We start from the raw sequence: 24288 nt of genomic DNA, 5'->3' as shown, positions 1-24288 counted from the left end.
GAACCTCAACGTCAAGACCGCCGCGCCGGCGACTCCGCTTCTGATGTTAACGCCCGATGTTCCGGCAGCGTCTCGCCGTTATCCAACTCCTCGTCTTCCTGCGCCGTTTCAGGATAGCGCTCCGGATAGAGATGCCGCTCGGCCTGAACGGCATCGAACGTTCCGGACCACTTGGCGACCACTAGGGTAGCCACGCCGTTGCCGACGGTGTTGCAGGTGGCGATCGCCATGGACATAAAACGATAGACGCCGAATATCAGCGCCAGCCCTTCGACGGGCAGGATGCCGGTCGACGTCACGGTGGCGGCGAATACCACGAACGAACCGCCGGAAACCGTCGCCGCCCCTTTCGAGGTCAACAGCATCAGCAGCAAAATGCCGATCTGCGTTTCCAGCGACAGCGGAACGCCGTAGGCATGGGAGATAAACATGACGCCCATGGACATAAATATGGATGTGCCGTCGAGATTAAAGGCGTAACCGGTCGGCAGCACCAGCCCCACGGTCTGCTTGGCGCAGCCCAGGCGTTCCAGCTTGATCAACAGACGGGGCAACACGCTCTCGGAGGAGGCGGTGCCGAGGACGATGATAAGCTCATCTTTTATATAACGCAGAAAGCGCCATATGCTGAACCCGGCCAGCCGCGCGATCAGCCCCATTCCGAGGATAACGAAGAGCGCAATCACCACGTAAAAAACCAGCACCAATTCCGCCAGCGCAAGCAGTACCGTCGAACCGTTGCTTCCCACCGAGTATGCGACCGCGCCGAAAGTGCCCAGCGGCGCGAGCTTCATCACTAGGTTGATAAACGCAAACAGTATTTCGGAAATCATATCCAGGCTATTGTTAACCAGTTTGCGCCGCTCGACTGGGATGGCGAGGATGCCGATACCCACCATAACCGCCAGAACCACAACCTGCAGCAGTTCGCCTTTGGCAAAAGCGCCAATGAAATTGTCAGGCACGATGTGGATCAGAAACTCCGCGAAACCCGGCGTAGCGGCGGGGTGGATATCCAGAGCGGGAGCGCCGCTTACCTGGGGCGACATACCGCTGCCGATTTTGATGACATTGCCCGCCATTAATCCCAAAATCAGCGCGAAGGTCGACACCACTTCGAAATAGACAAAGGCGCGCCAACCCACGCGTCCGGCGCTGCGGGCGTCCCCCGCGGAGGCGATGCCGTGAACGATGGTCAGAAAAACCAGCGGCGCGACGCCTGCCTTGATCAGGTTGAGGAACATGTCGCCCAGCAGTTTGAATTGCGTGGCGAATAACGGAAAAATGAGGCCGGTTACGATCCCCAAAATGAGCGAGATGAAAACCTGGGTTCCCAGACGCCGATACCACGGCGTCCGTTTGGTTGCGCTTGGAGTGACTGGTGAAATATTCATTGCGTTAGCCTCCGCCACGAACGATCGCTGATGGACTTCGTATAAATGATGACCCCGGTGGTTTGCCGAGGAAACGCGCCAATCCCGGCATCGGCTGGCGCGCCTTCGCTATCGATATCATTAAGGCTGCGTGCGGCACTGAACAAGGACCATCAAATACAGAACAGACAGAGGCCCTCACGGCATATGCCCGAACTTATTTGCGATAATATGTTCGGACATTTTAAAAATAATGAGTTTTTCTGTTACGGAACAGTAGCCATCATCGCGTTCTGTGACGGATCGCGTGTTAGTCTAATTTTATAATTATTTTAAGTAAGTTAATGGTGATAGAGATGCGCAAGCTCAACTACATCGAACTGGTGCGCCAGTTAATGGACGGCATCACGCAGGGATTCTTCCCGCTGGGGTCGCTGCTGCCTACCGAAATGCAGTTGTGTCAACTTTACGGCACCAGCCGCCACACGGTGCGGGCCGCCCTGAATGAGCTGCAGTTGCTCGGTCTGGTGACGCGGCGGAAAAATGTCGGCACGCGCATTACCGCCACGCAGGCGCGCAACGATTTTCAGCCGGCGCCGGCATCGCTGGACGATTTGGTGCAGTCCGGCAAGGAGCATATCCGCGTCGTACGGAACGTCGGCCCCGTTCAGGTCGCCGGCTCGCTGGCCAAAACGCTTGCCTGTACCCCGGATACGCTGTGGCTACGCATTTCAAGCCTGTGTTTGCAGGAAGGCGAACCTCTGCCGATAGGCTGGAGCGACATCTATATCGCGCCGGACTATGCGGAAATCGTCGCGGATGTGCATCGACAGCCGAACACGCCGATCTGTGCCATGATAGAAAACCGTTTCGGCCGGCGCGTAGCGGGGATCCGCCAGGAGATCGGCGTCTGTAGCGTAACGGATGGCGCGATGGCGAAAGCGCGCCGGCTGAAAACCGGTGCGGCCGCGTTGAAAGTGGTGCGGCACTATCTGGATGCGGCGGGCCGGGCGTTTGAGATATCGGTAACGGTGCACCCGGAGGCGCGTTTTTCCGTGGTGCTACAGCTCAATCGCGCAACTTCGGCGCCCGGCGCCGCGGAAAACGATTAGCGCATGCAAGAGATGCGTCCTATTTCGCGATTCGTCCGGCGTCAACGATAGGCGCGGAACCATAGCCGCGATGTGCCAGCGAATGCCAGGTTGCGCGGTCGTGGTCAACAATCGCAGGATTTGATATTTATGCGGCGCGAGCAGGTCCCCCCTGGTCATGGAGGCTTTTTCAACCGCGGCGGCGAAGCGCCTCGCCATGCCGCGCCGGGCGGGTTTCAAACCACGCCGCCCTTCTCCAAGTTATTCTTGCGCATAAAGAATAACAACCAACGAAAAGCGTTAACTGTGTTAAAGATCGGCTGACAATTTCCGATAGTTATTTATTATCTGCGGAAATATCACTGAGCCCCAGCATGCGAAAAAATTTGCCCGTCACCCAGAATCTCTATATTTTTCCAGGAGATCAAACGCTTATCTCGATAACCGATCTACAAGGCAATATTACCTACTGCAACTCGAATTTCATCAATGTCAGCGGCTTCACCAGCGAGGAGCTGTTGGGCCAGCCGCACAATATCGTGCGCCACCCCGATATGCCGCAGGAAACATTTCGCGATATGTGGGCCACCATTAAATCGGGCCTGCCCTGGACGGCGCTGGTAAAAAACCGGCGCAAGAACGGCGACTATTACTGGGTGCGCGCCAATGTCACCCCGGTGCGCGACGGCGACAACACCGTCGGTTTCCTGTCGGTGCGCTCGCGCGCTCCCGATGAAGAGATAGCCGCCGCCGAACGGCTATACGCGACGATGCGCCAGGAGGCGGAACGGGGACGCCGGCGCCATACCCTGCACCGCGGGCAATTGGTGCGCCGTACGCTGACGGGCAGGATTACGCGCTGGCTCAACCCCGGGCTGCGCGGCAGTATCGTTCTTATCAGCATACTGGCGGCGGGCGGACCGCTGCTGGCGCAGCTCGGCGGCGCGCCGCTGTGGGGAGCCGCGGCGACGGCGGCGGGCTGCGCGCTGCTTGCCGCCTGGCTGCTGATGCGTCAAACCGTCGCGCCGCTGCGCCAGGTCATCGGGGTCGCCAACCTGATGGCGGGCGGCGACCTCACCCGCTTCGTGCCGGTCACCGGACGCGGCGAAATCGCCCAAATCCAGCTGGCGCTGGCCCAGCTCAATGTTTCGGTGCGCACCGTGGTGCGCGACGTACGCCACGAAGTGGCTAATCTGCTGGGCGGCACCCAGGAGATCGCCAACGGCAACAAAGATATGGCGACCCGCACCGAGGCGCAGGCCGGCAGCCTGGAGCAGACCGCCTCCACCATGGAGCAGATCTACCGCACCATTCAGCAAACCACCCATCTGGCCAACGGCGGCGCGCAACACGCACGGCATACCGCCGAGGCGGTACTGCGCAGCGACGACGCGGTGCAAAGCGTGGTGAGCACCATGCGGGCCATCGAAGAGTCGTCGCAGCGCATTCAGGACATCATTCAGGTCATCGAAGGGGTCGCGTTTCAAACCAGCATCCTGGCGCTGAATGCCGCCGTGGAAGCCGCGCGCGCCGGTGAAAAAGGCAAAGGGTTCGCGGTGGTGGCGACGGAAATCCAGGCGCTGGCGCAGCGCACCTCCGGCGCCGCCAAAGAGGTGCGCGCGCTGATTGAGGAGTCGGGCGCGCGCGTGGATGAAGGCAGCCAGCGCGCCGCCGAAGCCCTGAGCAGGATGCAGGAAGTGACCGACGCCGTGGGCCAGGTCAGCGCCATGCTGGAACAGATCGACACCGCCGCGCGCGAGCAAACAACCGGCGTCGGCCAGGTGAATGACGAGATTTCCGGCCTCGACACCATCACGCAGCAGAACGCCACGATGGTGGACGACCTGGCCTCGGCGGCCAACGCCCTCAATCGGCAGGTCGCGCTGGTGCATAACACCATCCGGGTATTCCGTCTTACCGATCGCGACACCACGCTGGCGGAGGTGGATTCCGGCGAGCTGCGCCTGGCGCAAAAAGGCGATGCCGTCGGCAAAGACGGATGCATCGACTTCGCGCAGGCTATCGCCAGCCACCGGCAGTGGCGCGTCACGCTGCGCAACGCCATCAACCGCAAGCTGGCGCTGGATCCGAAAGCCGGCCGCGACGATAGCTGCGCCCTGGGCGCCTGGCTGAACGGCCCGGGCAAGGCGCAGCGAGGCGGCACGCCGGAGTATGAGGCGCTGGTCGATGCGCACCGGGCGTTCCATGCCGAGGTGGGCGCGGTGGTCGATTTGATTAACCGGAAAAAGATGAGCGAAGCGGAGCAAAAACTGGCCAGCGGCCAGCCGCTGTATGACGGCGGGCAGCGTCTGGTACGGACAATCCGCGCGCTGTCGGGCGGCGAATAATGGCGTTGCGGGTACTGGTGGTGGATGACGATACGCTGAATCTGCGCATCGCCGCCCGCTTGCTGCGCGACCTGGGGCACTCCGGCGCGCTGGCGGCGGACGGCGAAAAAGCGCTGCGGCTGGCGCGACAGCAGCCGTTCGATCTGATGTTGCTGGATATCAATATGCCGAAATTAAGCGGCGAAGATACGTTGCGCGCGCTGCGCGCGGGAGGATCGCGGCTTCCGGTGCTGATGGTCTCCGGACACAACGGCGAGCAGACGCGGCGCCACTTCCTTGAGCTCGGCGCCAGCGGTTTTCTGGAAAAACCGCTGGCGCTGCCGGCGCTGCGAACAGCGCTGGCGCGGCTGGGAGGAGGCTGAAGCCGCATGGCGGAATTCTGGTGGGGAGCGGCGGCGTCGGCGGCGGTAACGCTCCTGCTGGCGCTGCTTTATCGCTATGGCTTGCGCCGCGGCGATCTGAGCGATATGGGGCAGATGGCCGGCATGATGCGGCTGAGCAGCGACGCCGCCTGTCTGCTGCGACCGGACGGCCGGGTAGTATGGGTCAACCGCGCCTACGACGAGATCACCGGCTTTGGCGGCGAAGCGCTGGCCGATCGCCATTGGCCCGGCTTTCTGACGCAGCGGGTGGCGGACCCTACGCCGCTGGCCGCCGTCGAAAGCGCGCTGGCCGAACGGCGCGAACTGCGAATCGACCTGATGTTCCGGCGGGCCAACGGCGAAGAGCGTTGCATGATCGTGGAATTGCACCCGCTGCGTAAGCTGGCGAACCGCGTTATTCCACGCCTGTCGCGGCGAACGTTCATCGGTTATCTGGTGGTACAGGTGGATATCGATCGCCAGCGCCGCGAACGCAAGATGACGCAGCTCGCGCTGCGCGACCGCCAGGCGGTGCTGGATATTCTCGACCGCTACGCCATCGTCACCGAAACCGATTTGCAAGGGCGCATCATCAAGGTCAACGACCGCTTTTTGGAAATTAGCGGCTACCGCGCCGATGAGGTGATCGGACACCACCACAGCATATTCAAATCGGGCGTTCACGACCGGGCGTTCTGGCGCGATCTGTGGGGCACCATCGCCCGCGGCGATATCTGGCACGGAGAGATCTGCAATCACGCCAGAGACGGCTCCCTCTACTGGCTGGACAGCGTTATCGCGCCGATGCTGGGAGAAAATGGCCGGCCGGTGAAATACATGTCGATCCGCACCGATATCACGCCGCTGAAACTCAGCCTCGATATGCTGGAACGCACCGGTAAAATCGCCGGCGTCGGCGGCTGGTACTACACGCCGGAGAGCAGGACGCTCTATCTCACCAAAGGCGCGCGCGACCTGCTGGGGCTGTCCGACGGCGTCATCAGCCTGGACAGGCTGCATCCGCTGATGAAGCGCATCATGCGGCGCCGCTGGCCGGCCTACCGCGATCTGATACGCCATACCATGAAGAGCGGCGAACCTTTCACCCAGGCGCTGCAGCTTACCCTGATGGACGGCCGCACGCCCTGGATCAACCTGAGCGGAGAGATGGAATATCTGCACGGCAGACCCTACCGCCTGGTGGGCGCGCTACAGGATGTCAGCGCCCAGGTGGAGGCGCGGCTGCGCGTCGAATCCAGCGAACGGCTGCTGCGTTCGGCCATCGACGCGCTGGACGAGGCGTTTGCGCTGTATGACGCCAACGATCGGCTGGTATTCTGCAACGACCGCTACCAGGATATGTTCGGCGACCAAAACCATCAGATACATCCCGGCGCCAGCGCCGAGGAAATATTGCAGCGTTCGATAAATATCGGCATCGATCGGCATACCGACGATATTGAAGCCAGGCGACGCGACGAGCAGTGGCAGCGGCATATCTATCACCAGCAGTTGAGGCTGAATGACGGGCGCTGGATCAAACGCGTCGGCGTCACCACCGTAGACGGCATGCGGGTACTGTTCTGGATCGACGTCACCGATCTGCATCAGGCGCTGGAAGACGCCGCCGCCGCCTCGCGCAGCAAGAGCCACTTCCTGGCCAATATGAGCCACGAGATCCGTACGCCGATGAACGCCATCATGGGCATGATGCAGTTAATCGAACATACCGCCATCAACGCCGAACAGCGCGATCTGTTGCATAACATGGAGCGCGCGGCGCGCTCGCTGCTGGATATTCTCAACGACATCCTCGACTTTTCCAAAGTGGAGGCCGGCATGATGCCGCTGGATATCGAGCCGTTCAGTCTGGCGGACCTGCTGACGGACGTCTCTACCATTTTATCCGGCACGCTGGGCGGCAAGCGGCTGGAGCTGATATATGAACTCGACCCCGGCGTTCCACCGCTGCTGCTGGGGGATGCGCTGCGGCTTAAACAGATTCTGATCAACCTGGGCGGCAACGCGGTGAAATTCACCGCCAGGGGCGAAGTGCGGCTACAGCTGCGTCTGCTGCGGCGCGGCGAACAGGGCGTGCTGCTGGAGTTCGCGGTACAGGATACCGGCATCGGCATCGGCGCGGACGCCATAGAACACATCTTCACCGGCTTCAGCCAGGCGGAAGCCTCTATTTCACGCCGCTACGGCGGCACCGGGTTGGGATTGGCCATCAGCCACCGGCTGGCGGCGCTGATGGGCGGTCAACTGCAGGTGCGAAGCGAAGTCAGTCGCGGCAGCCGTTTCTGGTTCCAAATCTGGCTGCGGCCGGTGGAAAAGGTCGACGCGACGGCCAGCGGTAACCCGGCGCCGGAAAACGGAGCGGCGCTGCTGCTGGAGGCGCATCCGCTATCTCGCCCGGCCATCGGTAACCTATTGGCGAACGGCGGCTGGCGGGTAACGGCCTGCGATAGCGCGGCCGGCGCGCTGGAACGGCTGGACGACGGACTACAACCGGCGCTGGCGCTGCTGAGCGTGGATGCGCCGGATTACCGCCAACTGCTGACGCGGTTACGCAGCGGAGCGGGACAGCCGGCGCTTCTGCTGCTGTCGTCGACCCCCTGCCCGCCGCGCGACGGCCTGCCGATGCTGTGCAAACCGCTCACCTTCTCGATGATCTGGAACGCCCTGCAGGGCAAACGTCGCCAGGCGCTCTCCGATGCGCCGACGCAGCGGCGCCGGCTGGCCGGCCTCAGGCTGCTGCTGGTGGAGGATAACGAAATTAATCAGGATGTGGCGATCCGGCTGCTGGCGCGCGAAGGCGCCCAGGTCAGTGTGGCAAGCAACGGTTTGCAGGGTATTCAGGCGCTGGATGTCGCGCCGGACGCCTACGACCTGGTGCTGATGGATATGCAGATGCCGGTAATGGACGGTTTGCAAGCCACGCAGGCTATCCGCAGCGAACCGCATTTCGACCGCTTGCCGATCGTCGCCATGACCGCCAATGCCATGCAGTCGGATCGGGAAGCCTGCCTGGCGGCGGGGATGAACGGCCATATCGGCAAACCCTTCCATATGGCGGAGTTGGTGGAGACGATTCTGCGCCATATTGGGCGCGAGGCCGCCGCGGCGGAGCCGGAAACGGGCGAGACGCCGCCGCCCGACGCGGACGCGGCGGACGATCTGGCCGCCGAAGACGCCCTAAGTCGGCTGGGGCAGGATCGCGCGTTCTATATTCGGCTACTGCATGATTTTGCTCCCGGAGCCCAGCGCCTGACGCAACGCATCATGCAGGCGCTGGCGGAAGAGAGGCCGGCAGAAGCGCGCGAGGCCGCGCATCAGCTCAAAAGCACCGCCGCCGCGACCGGCGCCCAACGGCTGGCGGCAGGCTGCGCCGCTATCGAACTGGCGGTAAAAAACGGCGAGAGCCGCCCGGCGCTGGACCGGCGGGCGGCGGCGTTGCCCGACATACTGACCCGCGCGCTGGCGGCGCAGCAGGCGTGGCTGCGGCAGCACGGCGGCGAGGACCAAGCGCGGCGTGCCGTTGGCCCCGCGCCCGCGGATAGCGAGGCGTTGGCGACGGATCTGGCCGAGCTGGCCGCGGCGCTGCAGACCAGCGATATGGCCGCGTTGGACCTGTTCGACGCGCTGCTGGAGCGCCATCGCGAACGGCTCGGCCCGCGGGCTCAGCCGCTGTGCGAAGCCATGGACGCTTTCGATAGCGAAGGCGCCCTAGCCATTATTCGCGAACTGCAAATGGAGTAAGCGAGTTTACAGACAACCCCGTCAGCCAGATCGAGATACACGGGGCGAGCTTCCCCTGAATCGCAAGTAAAGAAGCCATCGCTCACGATGGCCTCTTTCGTTTCCCCCCTCTCGCCGGCGACGACATCGCCGTTTAAACCCAGGATCGAAACATTTTATTGACAACTTATTATTGGCGGAATAAAACTATACCGTACAGTTATGAGGTTAGATATGGCCGCTACGCTTTGTATGGCCAGCGATTCAGGGAATCAGGCGCGACTCCCCGCTGCCCATCGCAACGTTGAAAGCCGGCAGTAATTGTTTAATCAGTCCATCAACCATTACAGGATATTTCAAATGATGACATTGCCCCGGGCCCTATGTCCCGCCCTGCTAGGTCTTGCCGTTTTGACCACCGGCTGCGCCGATAATCGACCCGTCCGTTATGCCGGCATCGACTCCACGTCGCAACTCACGCCCAATACCGGCGATGAATCCGACCGCATTCCCTACCGCTACAGCACGCAAGTGGACTGGAAAAAGTATCACAGCATCATTATCGATCCGGTGACCCTCTATCAGGGCGCGGATCACCAGTTCGGCGATATGGCGCAGTCCGACCGCCAAAAGCTTGCCGCCTATATGCAGAAACAGTTTGCCGAAGCGCTGCGTCCGCGTTTCAGTGAAGTCGCCTCCCCCGCGCCGGACGCGCTGCGTCTGAAGCTAACGCTCACCGGCGCCGACACCACCACCCAGGTCGCGGGCACCGTTACCAAATTCGACCTGGCCGGCGGCCCCTACAATATCGTCCAGTCGATCCGCGGAAAACAGGGAATGCTGAGCGGCTCCGTGAACTATGCCGTCGAGATTTACGACGCCGCATCCAACCGCCTGCTGCATGCCTATGTGGCCAAACAGTACCCGAACGCCATGAATATTTCCGCCAGCATCGGCTCGCTTAGCGCCGCGGAGGTGGGGATCGACAAGGCCGCGGAAGAGCTGGCGGAAATGCTGCAATGATCCCCCGGCGGGAAGCGTGACTATCGTTATTTGAGCGTAAAGGGATACCACGATGAAAAATTTTTCCGTCCGCAAATACCGTGCGCTATTACTGCTGCCGTTAATTTGCTCCGCGCCTGTTCTGGCGGGTGACTGGTCTCTGGGCCTGTCCGCCGGAGCAAGCAGCAGCCCCTACCGTGAAACGGATCCCACGGTGCTGCCGTTTCCTCTGATCGGCTATGAAGGCGATTATGCGTTTTTTCATGGCCTGAAAGGCGGCTTGCATCTGTGGAAGGATAATATCAATCAGTTTGATATCTTCGCGGCTTACGATCCGCGGCAGTTCCGGCCGAAGGATAGCGACGATCCCAGAATGAAACGACTGAACAGGCGTGATTCGACCGCGCTGGCCGGGGTGGAATACACCCTGCGTACGGATTTCGGCCATTTCAACGCCTCTGTCGCCAAAGATGTGTTGGATAACAGCGACGGTATTATCGCCGATGCCTCGTACCTGTATCCAATTAAGCTGAACGACTGGGAGATTTTGCCCAAAGTCGGCGTTCGCTGGGACAACAAGGATCAGAATAAATATTACTTTGGCGTCACTCAGAGCGAGTCTCGCCGCAGCGGGCTTAGCGCCTATGATCCGCAAGACAGCTTCACGCCTTATGCGGAACTGGCGCTGCGCTATCATTTCACCCCGGCCTGGACCACCTTCGTCTCCGCGCGTTATGAAGCTCTGCCCGACGAGGTGAAAAACAGCCCTATGGTGGACAAAAATGGCGTGGGCGCTATTTCCGCCGGCGTCAGCTACACCTTCTGAATCCCCTTCATACTTCAGGTCGCAGGTGTATCGTCTTTCCTGCAGCTCGAATATTTGGGGTATAGATCCCCATTAATTCGAGCTGCGGGACAGCAACGCCAAAAGCGTTTTTGAACGGCGCGGGCCTCTGCGGGGGCCGGCGCCGTAAGTGAGGCGAATCACAAAGCCAACGCGCCGGCCGCTTGAGATACGGCGAATCATCACCCGATTACGGCGGCATCGTCTTCAAACGTCGCCGCCGCTGCTATTAACGCGATATCTCAACCCTGCTGGAAGCCCGCCGACGATGGCGGGTTACCGTCATGGGTTACTCTCTTTCTTCTGCGACGTCGCGCCGTGGAGAAACAGCTGGACGCCGTTTCTGACCATCTGCTGAATTTGCGCGCGCGTAAAACGCGGCAGTTCGCGCTGATAGAGCAGCGCATCGGCTTCCGCCTTCACCAGGGCGGTGAACTGCTTGACACGGAGTTCCGGGTCGCCTGCTATCAGTTCCCCTTTTTGCGCGGCGTCCGCCATCGCCTGGGCAAGCGTTTCCAGACTTTGCCGAATCCCGGACTCGTGAAATAGCGTCCCGATATCCGAATGCCCGGATTCTCCCACGACGACGCGATAAATTTGCAGCGCCTGATTTTCGCCGGCAAGCACCTGGAGCATACGTTCGCCGAACAGGGTCAGTTTCTGTTCAATGGAGAGGTTTTCACTGCCGGGCTTCGTCAATTCCGCGGCGGCGTCCGTCATAAAATTGGCGCTGTAGGTACGCACCACCGTTTCAAATAGCTCCTCTTTCGAGGAGAAATAGTTGTAAAGCGTCGCCTTGGAGCCGCCGACCCGCTTCGCGACTTCGTTCATCGACGCGCGTTCATACCCTATTTCCTGGAAAAGCTGCGCGGCTGCGGTAATGATCGCCTGCCGCCGTTCTTCGGTTAATGTTCGCATGCCGCTCCTTTTTATTGGCTGGACTCCCGTATACCAGAAAGTGGAATATCCATAACTAAACAGTATAGTTTATCGGGACAGTATGCCACATTTACCCCGTCAAGGCTAAGGCGGCATTCACACTATGATGTCGCCGATCGGCTTAAAACCGCGATAGCCTTCCCGCACCGAAAAAACATTATCGATTCGTTCTGATTCTGCGCGAACGTTTTAATATTTATTTTATTTGCCATCGGATTTTTAATAAGCGTTAAAAACATCGATCAACAATTAATGCATTAATTATGGTGCAGACGCCCCAATTTTGGGCACAAATATAATGCAATGCGTTAGAAAAATACCGTCTAACATGGTGCAATCTTTATAGAAATAGCGCCTGTCATATTAATTTCCTATTTAAAAACAAGTAAAAAACAAAATTATCCAGCAAAATAAAAAGCTAATTCATTGAGATATTTGATTTTTTATTAAGATGTTAATTTTATTGAAAAACAATCAAAAGAAAATATGATTACTGATTTTTTAAAAATGAGAATAAATTCTCAATAGAGAAATAATTCTCTTTTTGAATCTAAGATAGGGGGTGAGTTATATGGCTCTTGAAGATGCAGACGTTCGTATCGCTCCGCGCTGGGATAGACCGTCAAAAGAATGGCTCGACGCCTTCTCGCTATTTCCCGTAGCCAATATCGGCGATGCGATGGAACGTTTAAATATGTGCGATGCCGGTATTAAACCCATGACCGCGGCCAAACATTTGGTCGGTTTCGCCTTACCGGTACAGGTGCCGGCGGGCGATAACGCCGCCGTAATTATGGCACTGGATTATATCGAACCCGGCGATGTGGTGGTGGTTAACGGTATGGGACATACCGACCGCGCGCTGGTCGGCGAACAGCTCACTCAGCGTTTTCAACATGCCGGCGCCGTCGGACAGATCATCGACGGCGCGGTCCGCGACCTGCGGGTCGTCGCGGCCACCGGTTTCGCCACCTATGCCCGCGGCGTCAGCCCGGCCGGCCCGTACAAAAACGGTCCGGGGAGCATCGGCGAACCGGTGGCGATTGGCGGCGTGGTGTGTACAGCCGGCGATATCGTGGTCGCCGATGAAGACGGCGCAATCGTCATCCCGTTCCGGCGCGCCCCGGAGGTGTTGGAAAGAGTACGAGAAGTGGCAAGACGCGAGGCTGAAATGACCGCCGAGGTCACCCGGGAATACCGCTGATTTTAAGAGGGAAAAGCGCCGCCACGGGTTGAGCGGAAAACTTCCACTATATTGCAGGGTAATAAAATGAACAAATCACAGACTATTCCAATGAGTTACGCGTTGCCCGTGAAGAAAAAGGAAAACGCGCAGAATAACGTGGTAAGACGCGCTTCTCTGGCTGGAGGAGTGGGTTCATTTGTCGAGTGGTATGACTACGGCATCTATGGACTGATGGTCAGTACGCTGGTGCTGGTATTCGCTTCCAGCGAGATGAGCTCCACCGACGCCGGCCTGATGCTCACCTATCTGGGTTTTACCGTCAGTTTTATTGTACGACCGTTCGGCGGGATAATCTGCGGCTATCTTGGCGATCGCATCGGCCGTCAGAAACTGCTGGCGATATTACTATTGATGATTTCGCTGGCCACCGCGGCCATCGGGCTGCTGCCCAGTTACGCCAGCATCGGCTGGGCGGCGCCGGCGCTGCTTATTCTGCTGCGCATCGTGCAGGGCTTCTCCGCCGGGGGAGAGGTTTCCGGCGCCGGCTCCTTTGTGGCCGAATATGCCGAAGATCACCGCCGGGCGGTGGTTATGTCGCCGCTGGTAATAGGCTCCTTCATCGCTTTGCTGTTCGGCAGCCTGCTGGTAAGCGCGCTGCTCAATACCTGGGGTGAGGAGGCGATGAGGGAGTGGCTATGGCGGGTGCCCTTCCTGCTGGCGATCCCGATGGCCATCATCGGCGTCTATATCCGCACTCGCATTCAGGACACGCCGCACTTCCTCCTGATCAAACAGCGTAAACAGGTGGCCTGCAACCCGCTGCGCGCGGCGCTGTCGTCGAAACGCCATCTGAAAGCCATCGGGCTGGCGATCACTCTGCCGGCGGTCAACGGACCAGGTTATTACATTTTGTTTGTCTACATGCCGACCTATTTACACAAGGTGATGCATTTTACCCAGGTGGAAAGTTTGATCGTCACCGCCTGCGGTCTGCTGACCATTATCGGCGCCATTCCGATGATGGCCTGGCTATCGGACCGTCTGGGGCGCAAACCGCTGCTGATCGCCTCCGCCGTGGCGATGGCGCTGCTGGCCTGGCCCTGTTTCTGGCTGCTTACGCTGGGCATGATGCCGCTGGCCTGCATGGCCGCCATTCTGTTGGCCTTCGCCTTTGCCGGCCATGCCGGGGTGATTCAGGCGACGTTGGCGGAGATGTTCCCGACAAATGTGCGCTACAGCGCCTATAGCATCGGCTTCAACCTGTCCACGGTGATTTTCGGCGGTTCGGCGCCATTGCTGATGACCTGGCTTATCGGCCTGACCGGCATCGCCAGCATCCCCAGCTACATGGTGATGTTGACAGCTCTTCTCACCATTGTCAGCGCGTTGTATCTGAAAGAAACGGCAGGCAAACCGCTCAATGCCGAGTGATGCCCGACCGGGAAGTTATCTGAATAATAGCGAACATCAGAGGTAATTATGAAACAAGCGTCCCCATGGCGAATTGGATTTGATATTGGCGGTACATTTACCGATCTGGTGCTGCTGAACGACACCACCGGCTATGCTTTACGCCACAAAACGCTGACCACGCCGCATGACCCGTCGGAAGGGGCCTATATCGGCCTGACGCAACTGGTGGAAATGGCGGGGCTGCAGGCCGGCGACATTCACACCATTACCCACGGCACCACGCTGGCCATTAACGCCTTGCTGGAGCGGCGCGGCGCCAAAACCGCGTTCGTGGTCACCAAAGGTTTCCGCGACGTGCTGGTGCTGGGACGTGAATACCGTTACGACATTTACGATCTGAACGGCGCGCCGGCGGCGCCGCTGTTGCCGCGCTCGCAGACATATGAAATCGACGAACGGGTGACCAGCCGGGGCGAAGTTGTTACGCCGCTGGACGAACGGCAGGTGATCGGACTGGCCGGCGAATTGAAAGCGCAAGGCTATGAGGCGGTAGCGGTGCTGTGCATGCACGCCTACGCCTGGCCGGAGCACGAGAACCGCATTGAAGCGATTCTGACGCAGGCGTTGCCGGGAGTCGCCATCTCTATCTCGCACAAGGTATCGCGCGAGATCCGCGAATACGACCGCGGCGTGCTGACGGCGATGAACGCCTTTGTCCAGCCGAAAGCGCGCAACTATATGGCGCAGTTGGAAAACAAACTGCGTGACGGCGGTTTTGTCTGCGACTGGCTGGTGATGGGATCCAACGGCGGACTGATGGCGCCTCGAGTCGCGGCGGACTATCCGACGCGCATTATCGAATCCGGCCCGGCGGGCGGGATCGTCGCCACCGCCGCCTTTGCGAGAAATGGCGGGCTGGAACAGGTGCTGGCCTTCGATATGGGCGGCACGACGGCCAAAGCCTGCGTGGTGCGCGGCGGCGAGCCGGCCATCACCACCGATTATGAAGTCGGCCGCGCCGACCGCTTGCTCAAAGGGAGCGGTCTGCCGGTCAAACTGCCGGTGGTGGATATGATTGAGATCGGCGCCGGCGGCGGCAGTATTGCCCGCGTGGACGCCCTCGGTCTGTTGGAAATCGGGCCGGAAAGCGCCAGCGCCTACCCCGGCCCGGCCTGCTACGCGCGCGGCGGCGAACTGCCCACCGTCACCGATGCCAACCTGGTGCTGGGCCTGCTCGATCCGGAGGCTTTCCTCGGCGGCCGCATGGCGCTGGATACGCAAGCCGCCCGCCGGGCGATACGCCGGGTGGCCGAACCGTTGGGACTGAGCGTGGAAGACGCCGCCTGGGGCATTCATGAAGTGGCGAACCATAAGATGGCGGAAGCGCTGCGCACCCATGCGGTGGAAAAAAACGTCAATCCTGCGCAGATGACCATGCTGGCGTTCGGCGGAGCCGGTCCCAGCCATGCCTGGTCGCTGGCCAAACTGTTGGACGTAAAAAGCGTGTATTTCCCCAACGGCGCCGGCGTCTACTCCGCTTTCGGCCTGCTCACCGCGCCGCCCAGCGCCGATTTCGTCCGCGCCGATCGCTGTCGTTTGCAACCGGGCATCGACTTACAAGCGATTAGCGCGCTATTCGCGGAAGGGTTCGACGAAGCCTTCAGCACGTTGGCGGCGGCGAACGCCGATCCGTCGAGCGCCGCAACGCAACGGCTGGCCGATGTGCGCTATGTCGGCCAGGGTTCCGAACTGACTATCGCCCTCACGGAAACCTTCTTCTCCCAGGGAGACGTCCAGTCGCTGAGCGACGCCTTCGAGACGGCGCATATGGCGCGTTTCGGCCGTATTCTGCCGGGGCTGGGGGTGGAAGTAGTGAACTGGCGCGGCCGCGTGCAGACCCCGCCGCCGCATTTGAACACCTCGGACAAACAGGCGCCGGACCCCGACGCGCGCGAAAAAAGGCTGCAAGTCTATCTGGGGCGCGAACAGGGGTTCGCCGAGTGCCGGGTGGTGCCGCGCAGCCTGCTGGAGACGGGACGAAACATCGAAGGGCCCGCGCTACTGCAGGAAAAAGAGTGCGCGATTTATGTCGGTCCGGGCGCGTCCGCCCATCTTGATGAACAAGGCAATATTCTGATGGAGTTAAACTGATGACCAACCCGACGCAAGATAATCTGAATTTTCTCAACGATCCCATCAGCCTGCGCATCACCTGGGACAGACTGGTAAGTATTTCGGAAGAGGCGGCCGCTACGCTGGTCAACATGGCTTTCTCCAGCATTATCCGCGAAGTAGGCGATTATTCCTGTCTGCTGATGGATGCGAAAGGCAATTCGCTGGCGCAGCCGAAGACCAGCGTGCCGGTATTTATCGGCACCCTGCCGGCCACCGTACGTCATCTGCTGGCGAAATACCCGGCTGAAACGCTCAAGCCGGGCGACAGCCTGATCACCAACGACCCCTGGCTCGGCACCGGTCATCTGAACGACGTCACCGTCGTCACGCCGGTGTTCCGCGACGGCCGGCTGGTGGCGTTCACCGGTTCGGCGGCGCATATGTCGGATATCGGCGGTTCGCTGAACATGGGGTCCTCACGCGATATGTACGAGGAGGGTTTTATTATTCCCCCCAGCAAACTGATGATCGGCGGTCAGGTGAACCGGCAATTGGTCGATCTGCTACTGGCGAACGTACGAGCGCCGGACCAGGTGGAAGGCGATCTACACGCCATGCTGGCCGCCAACCAGATCGGCGCCGCCGGGCTGCTGGGACTGATGGACGATCTGCGCCTCGACTCGGTGGAGCCGCTGGCGGAAAAAATCCACGAATTGACCGACAGCGCGATGCGCAAGGCCATCAAAGCGGTGCCGGACGGCCGTTATGAAGCCGACGTCGATATCGGCGACTACGAGGGCGATATCCACCTGCATGTCGCAGTTATCGTCAACGACAGCGATATCGTGATCGACTACAGCGGCTCATCCGCCGAATCGATGTTCGGCAGCAACTGCCCGATGTCGTTTACCTACGCCTACAGCGTCTATCCGCTGAAATGCCTGCTGGAACCGCATCTGCCGAATAACGAGGGCTGTTTCAAAGCGATAACGGTCACCGCGCCGGAGGGCTCCATCGCCAACGCCCGGCCGCCGCGCGCGGTGGAAATGCGCAACCGCGTAGGCCATATGGCCCATGCCGCCATCTTCAGCGCGCTGGCGGAGATTATGCCGGAACGGGTGATGGGCCACTCCGGCAGCGCCCCTGTGACCTGCGACGTGTTCGCCGGGCAGTTCGACGATGGCCGCCGTTTCGTCGAAAGCCTGTGCGTCAACGGCGGAACCGGCGCCCGCCCCGCCGCGGACGGCATCGTCACCGGGTTTCCCGGCAACATGTCCTCCACGCCGATTGAGCTGATCGAATCCGCCACCCCGCTGCTGTTTCTGGAAAAAGCGATAGTGCCGGACTCCGGCGGCGCGGGACGCTACCGCGGCGGCGTGGCGCAGCGCATGGTGATCCGCAACACCAGCGCGCATCCGCTGTCGCACAGCATGTTCTATTCCCGCCAGAAACACCCGGCGCAGGGCGTGCTGGGCGGCGAAGCGGGCGCGCCGAACTATATCGCGCTTAATGGCGAACCGTTGGCAAAGCCGGTGGGCCGCCACGATATGATGCCCGGAGATGAAGTCACCATTCAGATGCCGGGCGGCGGCGGCAAGATGCCGCCGGCCGGGCGCGCCAAGGCGGACATTCTGTTCGACCTACGCGAAGGCTATATCACTAAAGAAGGGGCGCTGCGCGATTACGGCGTCAACGCGGACGAGTTATTAAGGGGATAAAGATGGAATCATTACAGGGAAAAATAGCGATTGTTACCGGCGCCGGCACCGGGATCGGCCAAAGCTCGGCTCGATTACTGGCCGCGCGCGGCGCCCGCGTGGTGCTGGTGGGACGCCGTCAGGCGGTATTGGATAAGGCGGTCGACGAGATCCGTCGGCAGGATGGGCAGGCGTGGGCTTACGCCGCCCATATCGAAAACAAAACGGAAGTTGCGGCGCTGGTCGCCTGGATCAAACGCGAACTGGGGGCAGTCGATATTCTGGTGAACAACGCCGGCAGCGCCAGCAAGACCCTGAATGCGCGCTGGATCCCGGAAGAGGAGTGGGAACAGGTGCAAAACGTCAACCTGAAGGCGGTATTTCTGCTGACGCAGGCGGTGCTGCCGGACATGCTGGCGCGCAACGGCGGCTCCATCATCACCATATCGTCGCTGGCCGCGCTCCGCCCTAACCTGCTGGGCGGCGCGGCTTACGGCGCGGCGAAAGCCGGCGTGCGCAATTTTATGACCTATCTGCACAACACCTTCCGCAATAACGGCATCCGCGCCACCTGTATCCTGCCCGGCGAGGTGAACACGCCGATCATGGACAGTCGCGCCGATCCGCCGTCGCAAAAGATACGCGACGGCATGGTGCAGCCAGAGGACGTGGCCGAAGCGGTATTGCTGTGCGCCGCGCTGCCGCCCCGCACGGTGATTGAAGAACTGATCGTCGCGCCGACGTATCAACGCGATATCTCCGGCGACCTGGAAGTCAGCCGTTGGAAGAACGCGCCGCATGAATGCCGTGACGAACGGGAAAAACGCTTCTGAACCCTGGGCTTTGATTAACGAAAAAGGTGAACCATGCTTTCCTCTGTCTCTCAATTTAAAGCGGCGGAAGCCGTTTTGCGTATCGAGCGCACCTCTTTGCGCGTACAGCAGCCCGCTTCCAGCGGCGATATGATCTCGCTGGCGATGGGCGAACCCGACTTTGATACGCCGCCGCGCATCGTGCAAGCCGCCGCAGACGCGCTGCGCAACGGCTTTACCCACTACGCGCCGCTGCTGGGCGATAAGCAGCTATGTCAGGCCCTGGCTGACCATATTTCCGCCCAGTCCGGCTATGCGGTAAAAAGCGGCGAAGTGCTGGTGACGCACGGCGGCACCGCAGGACTGGCGGCGGCGATCCTATCAATAGTGAACCCCGGCGACCGGGTGGTGATCCCCGACCCCACCTACTCGCTGTATGCGGATCTGGTGAATATGGCGGGCGGCGTCTGCATACCCATGCCCTGCAAAGGCGACCTTCACTGGGATCTGGCGCGCCTGAACAACGTTTTGGAAGAGGCCAAACTGTTTATCTTCTGCAACCCCGGCAACCCCACCGGCATCGTGCATACCCATGAAGAAATTGAGACGCTGGGCCGCCTGGTCGGCAAACATAACACGCTGGTCATCGCCGACGAGGCGTATAGCGATCTGGTGTTCAACGGCAAAGCCTTCACCTCGGTTCTGCAACTGCCGGCGTTTCGCGGACGCACCCTGTACTGTCAGACCTTCTCGAAAAGCTATGCCATGACCGGCTGGCGCGTAGGCTACTTGTCCGGTTCGGCCGAGATGATCGCCGCCGCCGCCAGGGTGCATAATACCGTCAATGGCTCGGTGAACAGTGCGGTACAGCGCGCGGCGCTGGTGGCGCTCAAAGAGTGTCAGGATGACGTCAAACGCATGTATGATATTTACCGTGAACGCCGCATATTGATGATGGCGGGGTTAAGAGACATTCCCGGCCTGACGCTCAACGAACCGGAAGGCGCATTCTATTGCTTCCCGTCTTACGAAATGCCGATCCCATCCATCGATATGGTCGCCCTGTTACGCGAACAAGGCATCGCCGTACGGCCGGGCAGCGAATTCGGCGCGGCGGGCGAAAGACATCTGCGTCTTTCTTACGCGGCCAGCAAAGAGGCTATCGTTGAAGGCATCAAACGCCTGAAGCATGGGTTGGCGATGCTGCGGTAAATCCGCCTGACGACAATAACCAATGGATAAGGATCATAATGAGGAAACCCCTACGCAGTGACACCGAAAGAAACCGTAAGAACCTGATTCAGGCGGCGGCCAGGCTATTCGAAGTGGCGGAAGGGCCGATCAGCATGACCGAAATCGCCAATGAAGCCGGCGTTTCGGTGGCGACGGCGTATCGCCAGTTCGCCTCGGTTGAGGAGGTGCTCAACACCTACCGGCATGACGTCGGCGCGCTGCTGCTGGAATTCAGCCGGAAACAGGCCGGCAATGGCCTGGAACGACTGGACAGCATCAGCCGCTACTGGATCAGACTGGTGCGTCAGCGCGGCGCGGCGATGGTGCCGATGCGCAACCGTCGCGGCTATCTGGAACGCCTGTGGGAAGGTTCGGAATATCTGTTGGTACAAGCCGACGCCGTACGTCCCGCGCTGCGCGACGCCATGGCGGAGATGGGGCTGCCGGATATCGGCGACAAGGCGATATTCCTGTGGAACATCTTGTTCGACCCGCGTGAAATTTTCGATCTGATCGACACCGTGGGCCTGACGGAAAAACAAGTGGGTACGCAGCTGATGTCGGTGCTGGTCGGCGGTTTGCGCGGTTTCGCCACGGCCAATTCATTTTCGCTCGACGACTGTCGAGTTAAATAACGCCTCCGCCGCCTGCGGGCGGCGCGCTCTCTTTCACTTGATATCGTCGCCGGGCGAGGTGCCGTTTCGCGCCTGCGTCAGGAAAAGCGCAACCGAGCGACGAACTTATTGCCTATGACGAGGAAGAAATATGTCGGCACTTTCCTATATTTCAGATGACGCGCATTCCGCCTGGGCCACTTATCTCTCTCAGGTGGAACGCGTTCTGCCCTACCTGGGAGAGCTAACCCGCTGGGCCGATACCCTACGCCGCCCCAAACGAACGCTGATCGTCGATATCCCGCTGGAGATGGACGACGGCACGATACGCCATTTCGAAGGGTATCGCGTACAGCACAACCTATCGCGCGGACCGGGCAAAGGCGGCGTACGCTTTCACCCCGACGTCTCGCTGGAGGAGGTGATGGCGCTGTCGGCCTGGATGACCATTAAATGCGCCGCGCTGAACCTGCCGTTCGGCGGCGCCAAAGGCGGCATCCGCGTCGATCCCCGCGAACTGTCGCCAGCCGAACTGGAACGGCTGACTCGGCGCTATACCAGCGAAATCGGCTCCATTATCGGCCCCCAGCAGGATATCCCGGCACCGGACGTCGGCACCAACGCCCAGGTGATGGCGTGGATGATGGATACCTACTCCATGAACATCGGCGCCACCGCCACCGGCGTCGTAACCGGCAAACCGGTTCATCTTGGCGGATCGCTGGGGCGCGTCAAGGCCACCGGCCGCGGGGTGTTCGTCACCGGCGTCGCGGCCGCGCAACGCATCGGCCTGCCGGTGGCGAACAGCCGGGTGGCGGTTCAGGGGTTCGGCAACGTGGGCGGCATCGCTGCGGCGCTGTTTCATCACGCGGGCGCCTGCGTGGCGGCGGTGCAAGATTACAGCGCGACCTTAATCAACCCCACGGGGATCGATATTCCGGCACTACTGGAGTGGCAACAAAAACACGGCGGCATCGCCGGGTTCCCGCACGCGCGCGACTGTCGCCGCGACGACTTCTGGACGGCGGAATGCGACATCTTCATCCCCGCCGCGCTGGAAGGAGAGATCACCGCGCAGCGCGCACGCGCCCTGACCTGCCGTCTGGTGCTGGAGGGCGCGAACGGACCGACGCTGCCGGAGGCGGACGACATCCTGCGCGAGCGCGGCATCATTGTCGTGCCCGACGTGATCTGCAACGCCGGCGGCGTCACCGTCAGCTATTTCGAATGGGTGCAGGACTTCTCCAGCTTCTTCTGGAGCGAGGATGAAATCAACCAACGTCTCGACCGCATCATGCAGGACGCGCTGGACGCGGTGTGGCGGCAAGCCTCCCAGTTGGACATTACCCTGCGCACCGCCGCCTACGCCATGGCCTGCGAACGGATCCTGCTGGCGCGCAAGGATCGCGGCCTGTATCCCTAGGCTTATTGCGTATCGCCCGCCGTCGGCGGGCCTATTCCCTTTTATGAGTGATTATCGTGCCGTTAAAACATCTGCTGCTGATTATATTCATCGTCGCCTCCTGGGGATTCAATGCCGTCGCGATCAAAATAGGCGTGAGCGAAATCCCGCCGCTGTTTCTGACGCTGTTGCGCTTTATCGTCGTCGCCGCGCTCGTCGCGCCCTTCACCCGCATCCGCCGGTCAGATCTGCCCGTGCTGTGCCGTCTGGCGTTCACCTTCGGCTTTATGCATTTTTCATTGCTGTTTATCGGCATAACCTACGCCGATGCCGGTACGGCGGCGATTATCGTTCAGTTAGGAACGCCTTTCGCCATGATCCTGGCGGCCATCTGCCACCAGGAAAAACTCGGCGTAATGCAAACAGGCGGAATTCTGCTCTCGCTGGCCGGGATGGGGGTTCTTTGCGGCAGCCCGACGCTCGGAAACTGGCTGGGCGGCGTTCTCCTGCTGGTCAGCGCCATGGGCTGGGCGATCACCAATATTACCGTACGGCGGGTCTCATCCATCCACCCCGTGACGATGGCGGGCTGGACGTCGCTATTGGCGATCCCGATGGTCGCAATCACATCATGGCTGTTCGAATCGCATCAGGCGGCCGCCATAGCCCACGCCAGCTGGCGCGGTTGGTTTGCCGTGCTGTATAGCGCCATCGTATGTTCCATCGTCTCTTACTCGCTGTGGTATGGCTTACTGCGGCAATACCCGGTCAACCAGATTATTCCCTGGTCATTGCTAAGCCCGGTATTTGCCTTGCTGATGGGCGTAACGGTTTTGGGCGACAGCCTAAACCCATGGAAAGTATCGGGCGCGGCAATCATTGTCGGAGGAACCTTTATCGCACTCTATAGCAAGCATCCGCCCGCGACGGCGCGGCGATTAAATAAACCGCGCGCGTGAGTGCGCATCATACCCATGCGGCTTTTCAATACCCTGCTTCCGATACGGGCTTAGCGGGGTAGCCGCAGCGGCATTGGACGCAGGCCTGGCAAACGGGCCGATAGCGTCTATACTGAACGCTAATGATGTCTATTTGTCAGGTTGTGCTTATCGTTACAGAACGTGTTGTCAAAGGCTTTACGTTGTTCCCTACCGACTTGTTCGCTGCATGCGCATGTTATTCCGGCCGCTGCACGTTCTTCACCCACTAAGACATCAGACCTCTCCTTGTGAGATGGCGATCGGAAAACGCAACCCGACGCGTCCGCAATCGTACTGAAATACATCCATACCATGCGAACACGATGCACTATGCAGACAGGAGCGCCCATTTGACCACCATTGCACCGGACAACGCGACAGATAGCCCCCCTATCCCTATGCTCGACGGCGGACGATACGCCTTCTTTTTCGACGTCGACGGCACGCTGGCGGACATTCAGCCGCAGCCGGACGCCGTCGTTATCCCTTCCGCCGTGCGCGCCAATTTGCAAACGCTATCGGCGGCGTGCCGCGGCGCGCTAGCGCTGGTATCGGGCCGCCCTATCGAACAGCTCGACAGGCTGACCGCGCCGCTTACGCTGCCGCTGGCGGGAGTACATGGCGCGGAACGGCGCGACGGCAGGGGCATCCTGCACCGCGTCGAGCTGCCGGCGGACGTCGCGGCTTCCCTGCGGCAAACCCTTGAGCGAGGAATGGCCGCTATGCCGGGCGCGCTGCTGGAAGTCAAAGGCGCGGCCTTCGCGCTGCACTATCGCCAGGCGATGCCCTATCGACAGCAGATAGCGGAGCTGGCGGCATCCGCCGCGGCGCGCTTTCCCCAGCTTACGCTGCAACACGGCAAGTGCGTGGTGGAGATAAAACCGCGCGCGGCGGATAAGGGCGCGGCGATTCACGCCTTTATGCGGGAAACGCCTTTCTGCGGGCGCACGCCGGTTTTCGTCGGCGACGATCTGACGGATGAATCAGGGTTTCTGGCGGTGAACGCCGTGCGGGGGATTTCCATTAAGGTCGGAGAGGGTTCAAGCCACGCCCGCTACCGCCTCAGGCGGGTGGCGGATGTTCACCGCTGGCTTGAACAATTACTATTACAGCAAGAGAACATCGGTAAGGAGTGA

At 60.5% G+C, this 24288-nt stretch carries 18 protein-coding genes; 16 read left to right on the top strand and 2 right to left on the bottom strand.

The features are described from left to right. Nucleotides 1-11 precede the first annotated feature (11 nt). The gene (locus VSX58_RS01695; RefSeq protein WP_327616527.1) at nt 12-1394 is read right to left on the bottom strand and encodes a cation:dicarboxylate symporter family transporter; all 1383 of its coding nucleotides are present in this window, start codon (nt 1392-1394) and stop codon (nt 12-14) included. A 335-nt stretch (nt 1395-1729) separates the two neighbouring features. Between VSX58_RS01695 and VSX58_RS01690 the strand changes: the two genes are divergently transcribed. The 6 genes from VSX58_RS01690 (at nt 1730) to VSX58_RS01665 (ending at nt 10743) form a co-directional block, all read left to right on the top strand. Next, nucleotides 1730-2485 carry a GntR family transcriptional regulator gene (locus VSX58_RS01690; protein WP_327616526.1) on the top strand — a complete coding sequence of 252 codons (756 nt, stop codon included), beginning with the start codon at nt 1730-1732 and terminating at the stop codon, nt 2483-2485. 353 nt (nt 2486-2838) lie between these two features. Next, nucleotides 2839-4812, top strand: coding sequence for a methyl-accepting chemotaxis protein (locus VSX58_RS01685; RefSeq protein ID WP_327616524.1), 1974 nt, complete (start codon nt 2839-2841; stop codon nt 4810-4812). After that, complete coding sequence (locus VSX58_RS01680; protein ID WP_327616523.1) at nt 4812-5174, top strand: response regulator; 363 nt, start codon at nt 4812-4814, stop codon at nt 5172-5174. Before VSX58_RS01685 ends, VSX58_RS01680 begins: the two co-directional genes overlap by 1 nt. 6 nt (nt 5175-5180) lie before the next feature. Next, entirely contained in the window at nt 5181-8936 is a 3756-nt protein-coding gene (locus tag VSX58_RS01675) for a PAS domain S-box protein (protein WP_327616522.1), read from the top strand. Between the two features lie 339 nt (nt 8937-9275). Further along, on the top strand, nt 9276-9938 hold the full coding sequence (locus VSX58_RS01670) for a DUF3313 domain-containing protein (protein ID WP_327616521.1): 663 nt from the start codon (nt 9276-9278) through the stop codon (nt 9936-9938). Between the two features lie 52 nt (nt 9939-9990). After that, nucleotides 9991-10743 carry a MipA/OmpV family protein gene (locus tag VSX58_RS01665; RefSeq protein WP_327616520.1) on the top strand — a complete coding sequence of 251 codons (753 nt, stop codon included), beginning with the start codon at nt 9991-9993 and terminating at the stop codon, nt 10741-10743. 300 nt (nt 10744-11043) lie between these two features. Here VSX58_RS01665 and VSX58_RS01660 read toward each other — a convergent pair whose 3' ends face one another. Beyond that, nucleotides 11044-11679 carry a TetR/AcrR family transcriptional regulator gene (locus tag VSX58_RS01660; protein WP_327616519.1) on the bottom strand — a complete coding sequence of 212 codons (636 nt, stop codon included), beginning with the start codon at nt 11677-11679 and terminating at the stop codon, nt 11044-11046. A gap of 592 nt (nt 11680-12271) precedes the next feature. On the opposite strand from VSX58_RS01660, the gene VSX58_RS01655 reads away from it, so the two are divergent. From VSX58_RS01655 to otsB, 10 genes are all read left to right on the top strand, one after another. After that, nucleotides 12272-12904, top strand: coding sequence for an RraA family protein (locus tag VSX58_RS01655; protein ID WP_327616518.1), 633 nt, complete (start codon nt 12272-12274; stop codon nt 12902-12904). 66 nt (nt 12905-12970) lie between these two features. Next, nucleotides 12971-14317, top strand: a complete 1347-nt coding sequence (locus tag VSX58_RS01650) for an MFS transporter (protein ID WP_327616517.1) — start codon at nt 12971-12973, stop codon at nt 14315-14317. A 48-nt stretch (nt 14318-14365) separates the two neighbouring features. Beyond that, complete coding sequence (locus tag VSX58_RS01645) at nt 14366-16450, top strand: hydantoinase/oxoprolinase family protein (protein ID WP_327616516.1); 2085 nt, start codon at nt 14366-14368, stop codon at nt 16448-16450. Next, nucleotides 16450-18132 (top strand): hydantoinase B/oxoprolinase family protein, encoded by a 1683-nt coding sequence (locus VSX58_RS01640; protein ID WP_327616515.1) that lies wholly within the window; start codon nt 16450-16452, stop codon nt 18130-18132. The genes VSX58_RS01645 and VSX58_RS01640 overlap by 1 nt, the downstream gene beginning before the upstream one ends. A 2-nt stretch (nt 18133-18134) precedes the next feature. Continuing rightward, entirely contained in the window at nt 18135-18944 is an 810-nt protein-coding gene (locus tag VSX58_RS01635) for an SDR family oxidoreductase (protein WP_327616514.1), read from the top strand. 33 nt (nt 18945-18977) lie between these two features. Continuing rightward, complete coding sequence (locus VSX58_RS01630) at nt 18978-20135, top strand: pyridoxal phosphate-dependent aminotransferase (RefSeq protein WP_327616513.1); 1158 nt, start codon at nt 18978-18980, stop codon at nt 20133-20135. Nucleotides 20136-20173: 38 nt separating this feature from the next. Beyond that, complete coding sequence (locus VSX58_RS01625; protein ID WP_327616512.1) at nt 20174-20791, top strand: TetR/AcrR family transcriptional regulator; 618 nt, start codon at nt 20174-20176, stop codon at nt 20789-20791. A 130-nt stretch (nt 20792-20921) separates the two neighbouring features. After that, a complete protein-coding gene (locus VSX58_RS01620) occupies nt 20922-22193 on the top strand; it encodes a Glu/Leu/Phe/Val family dehydrogenase (RefSeq protein WP_327616511.1) in 1272 nt (423 codons plus the stop codon). 56 nt (nt 22194-22249) lie between these two features. Next, complete coding sequence (locus tag VSX58_RS01615; protein ID WP_327616510.1) at nt 22250-23131, top strand: DMT family transporter; 882 nt, start codon at nt 22250-22252, stop codon at nt 23129-23131. A gap of 371 nt (nt 23132-23502) precedes the next feature. Beyond that, nucleotides 23503-24288 carry a trehalose-phosphatase gene (gene otsB, locus VSX58_RS01610; RefSeq protein WP_407654825.1) on the top strand — a complete coding sequence of 262 codons (786 nt, stop codon included), beginning with the start codon at nt 23503-23505 and terminating at the stop codon, nt 24286-24288.

The organism is Brenneria populi (assembly GCF_036016195.1).
Lineage (GTDB): Bacteria > Pseudomonadota > Gammaproteobacteria > Enterobacterales > Enterobacteriaceae > Brenneria > Brenneria populi.
Note: the sequence above shows the minus strand (reverse complement) of the source record. Positions and strands in the feature narration are given on the sequence as shown.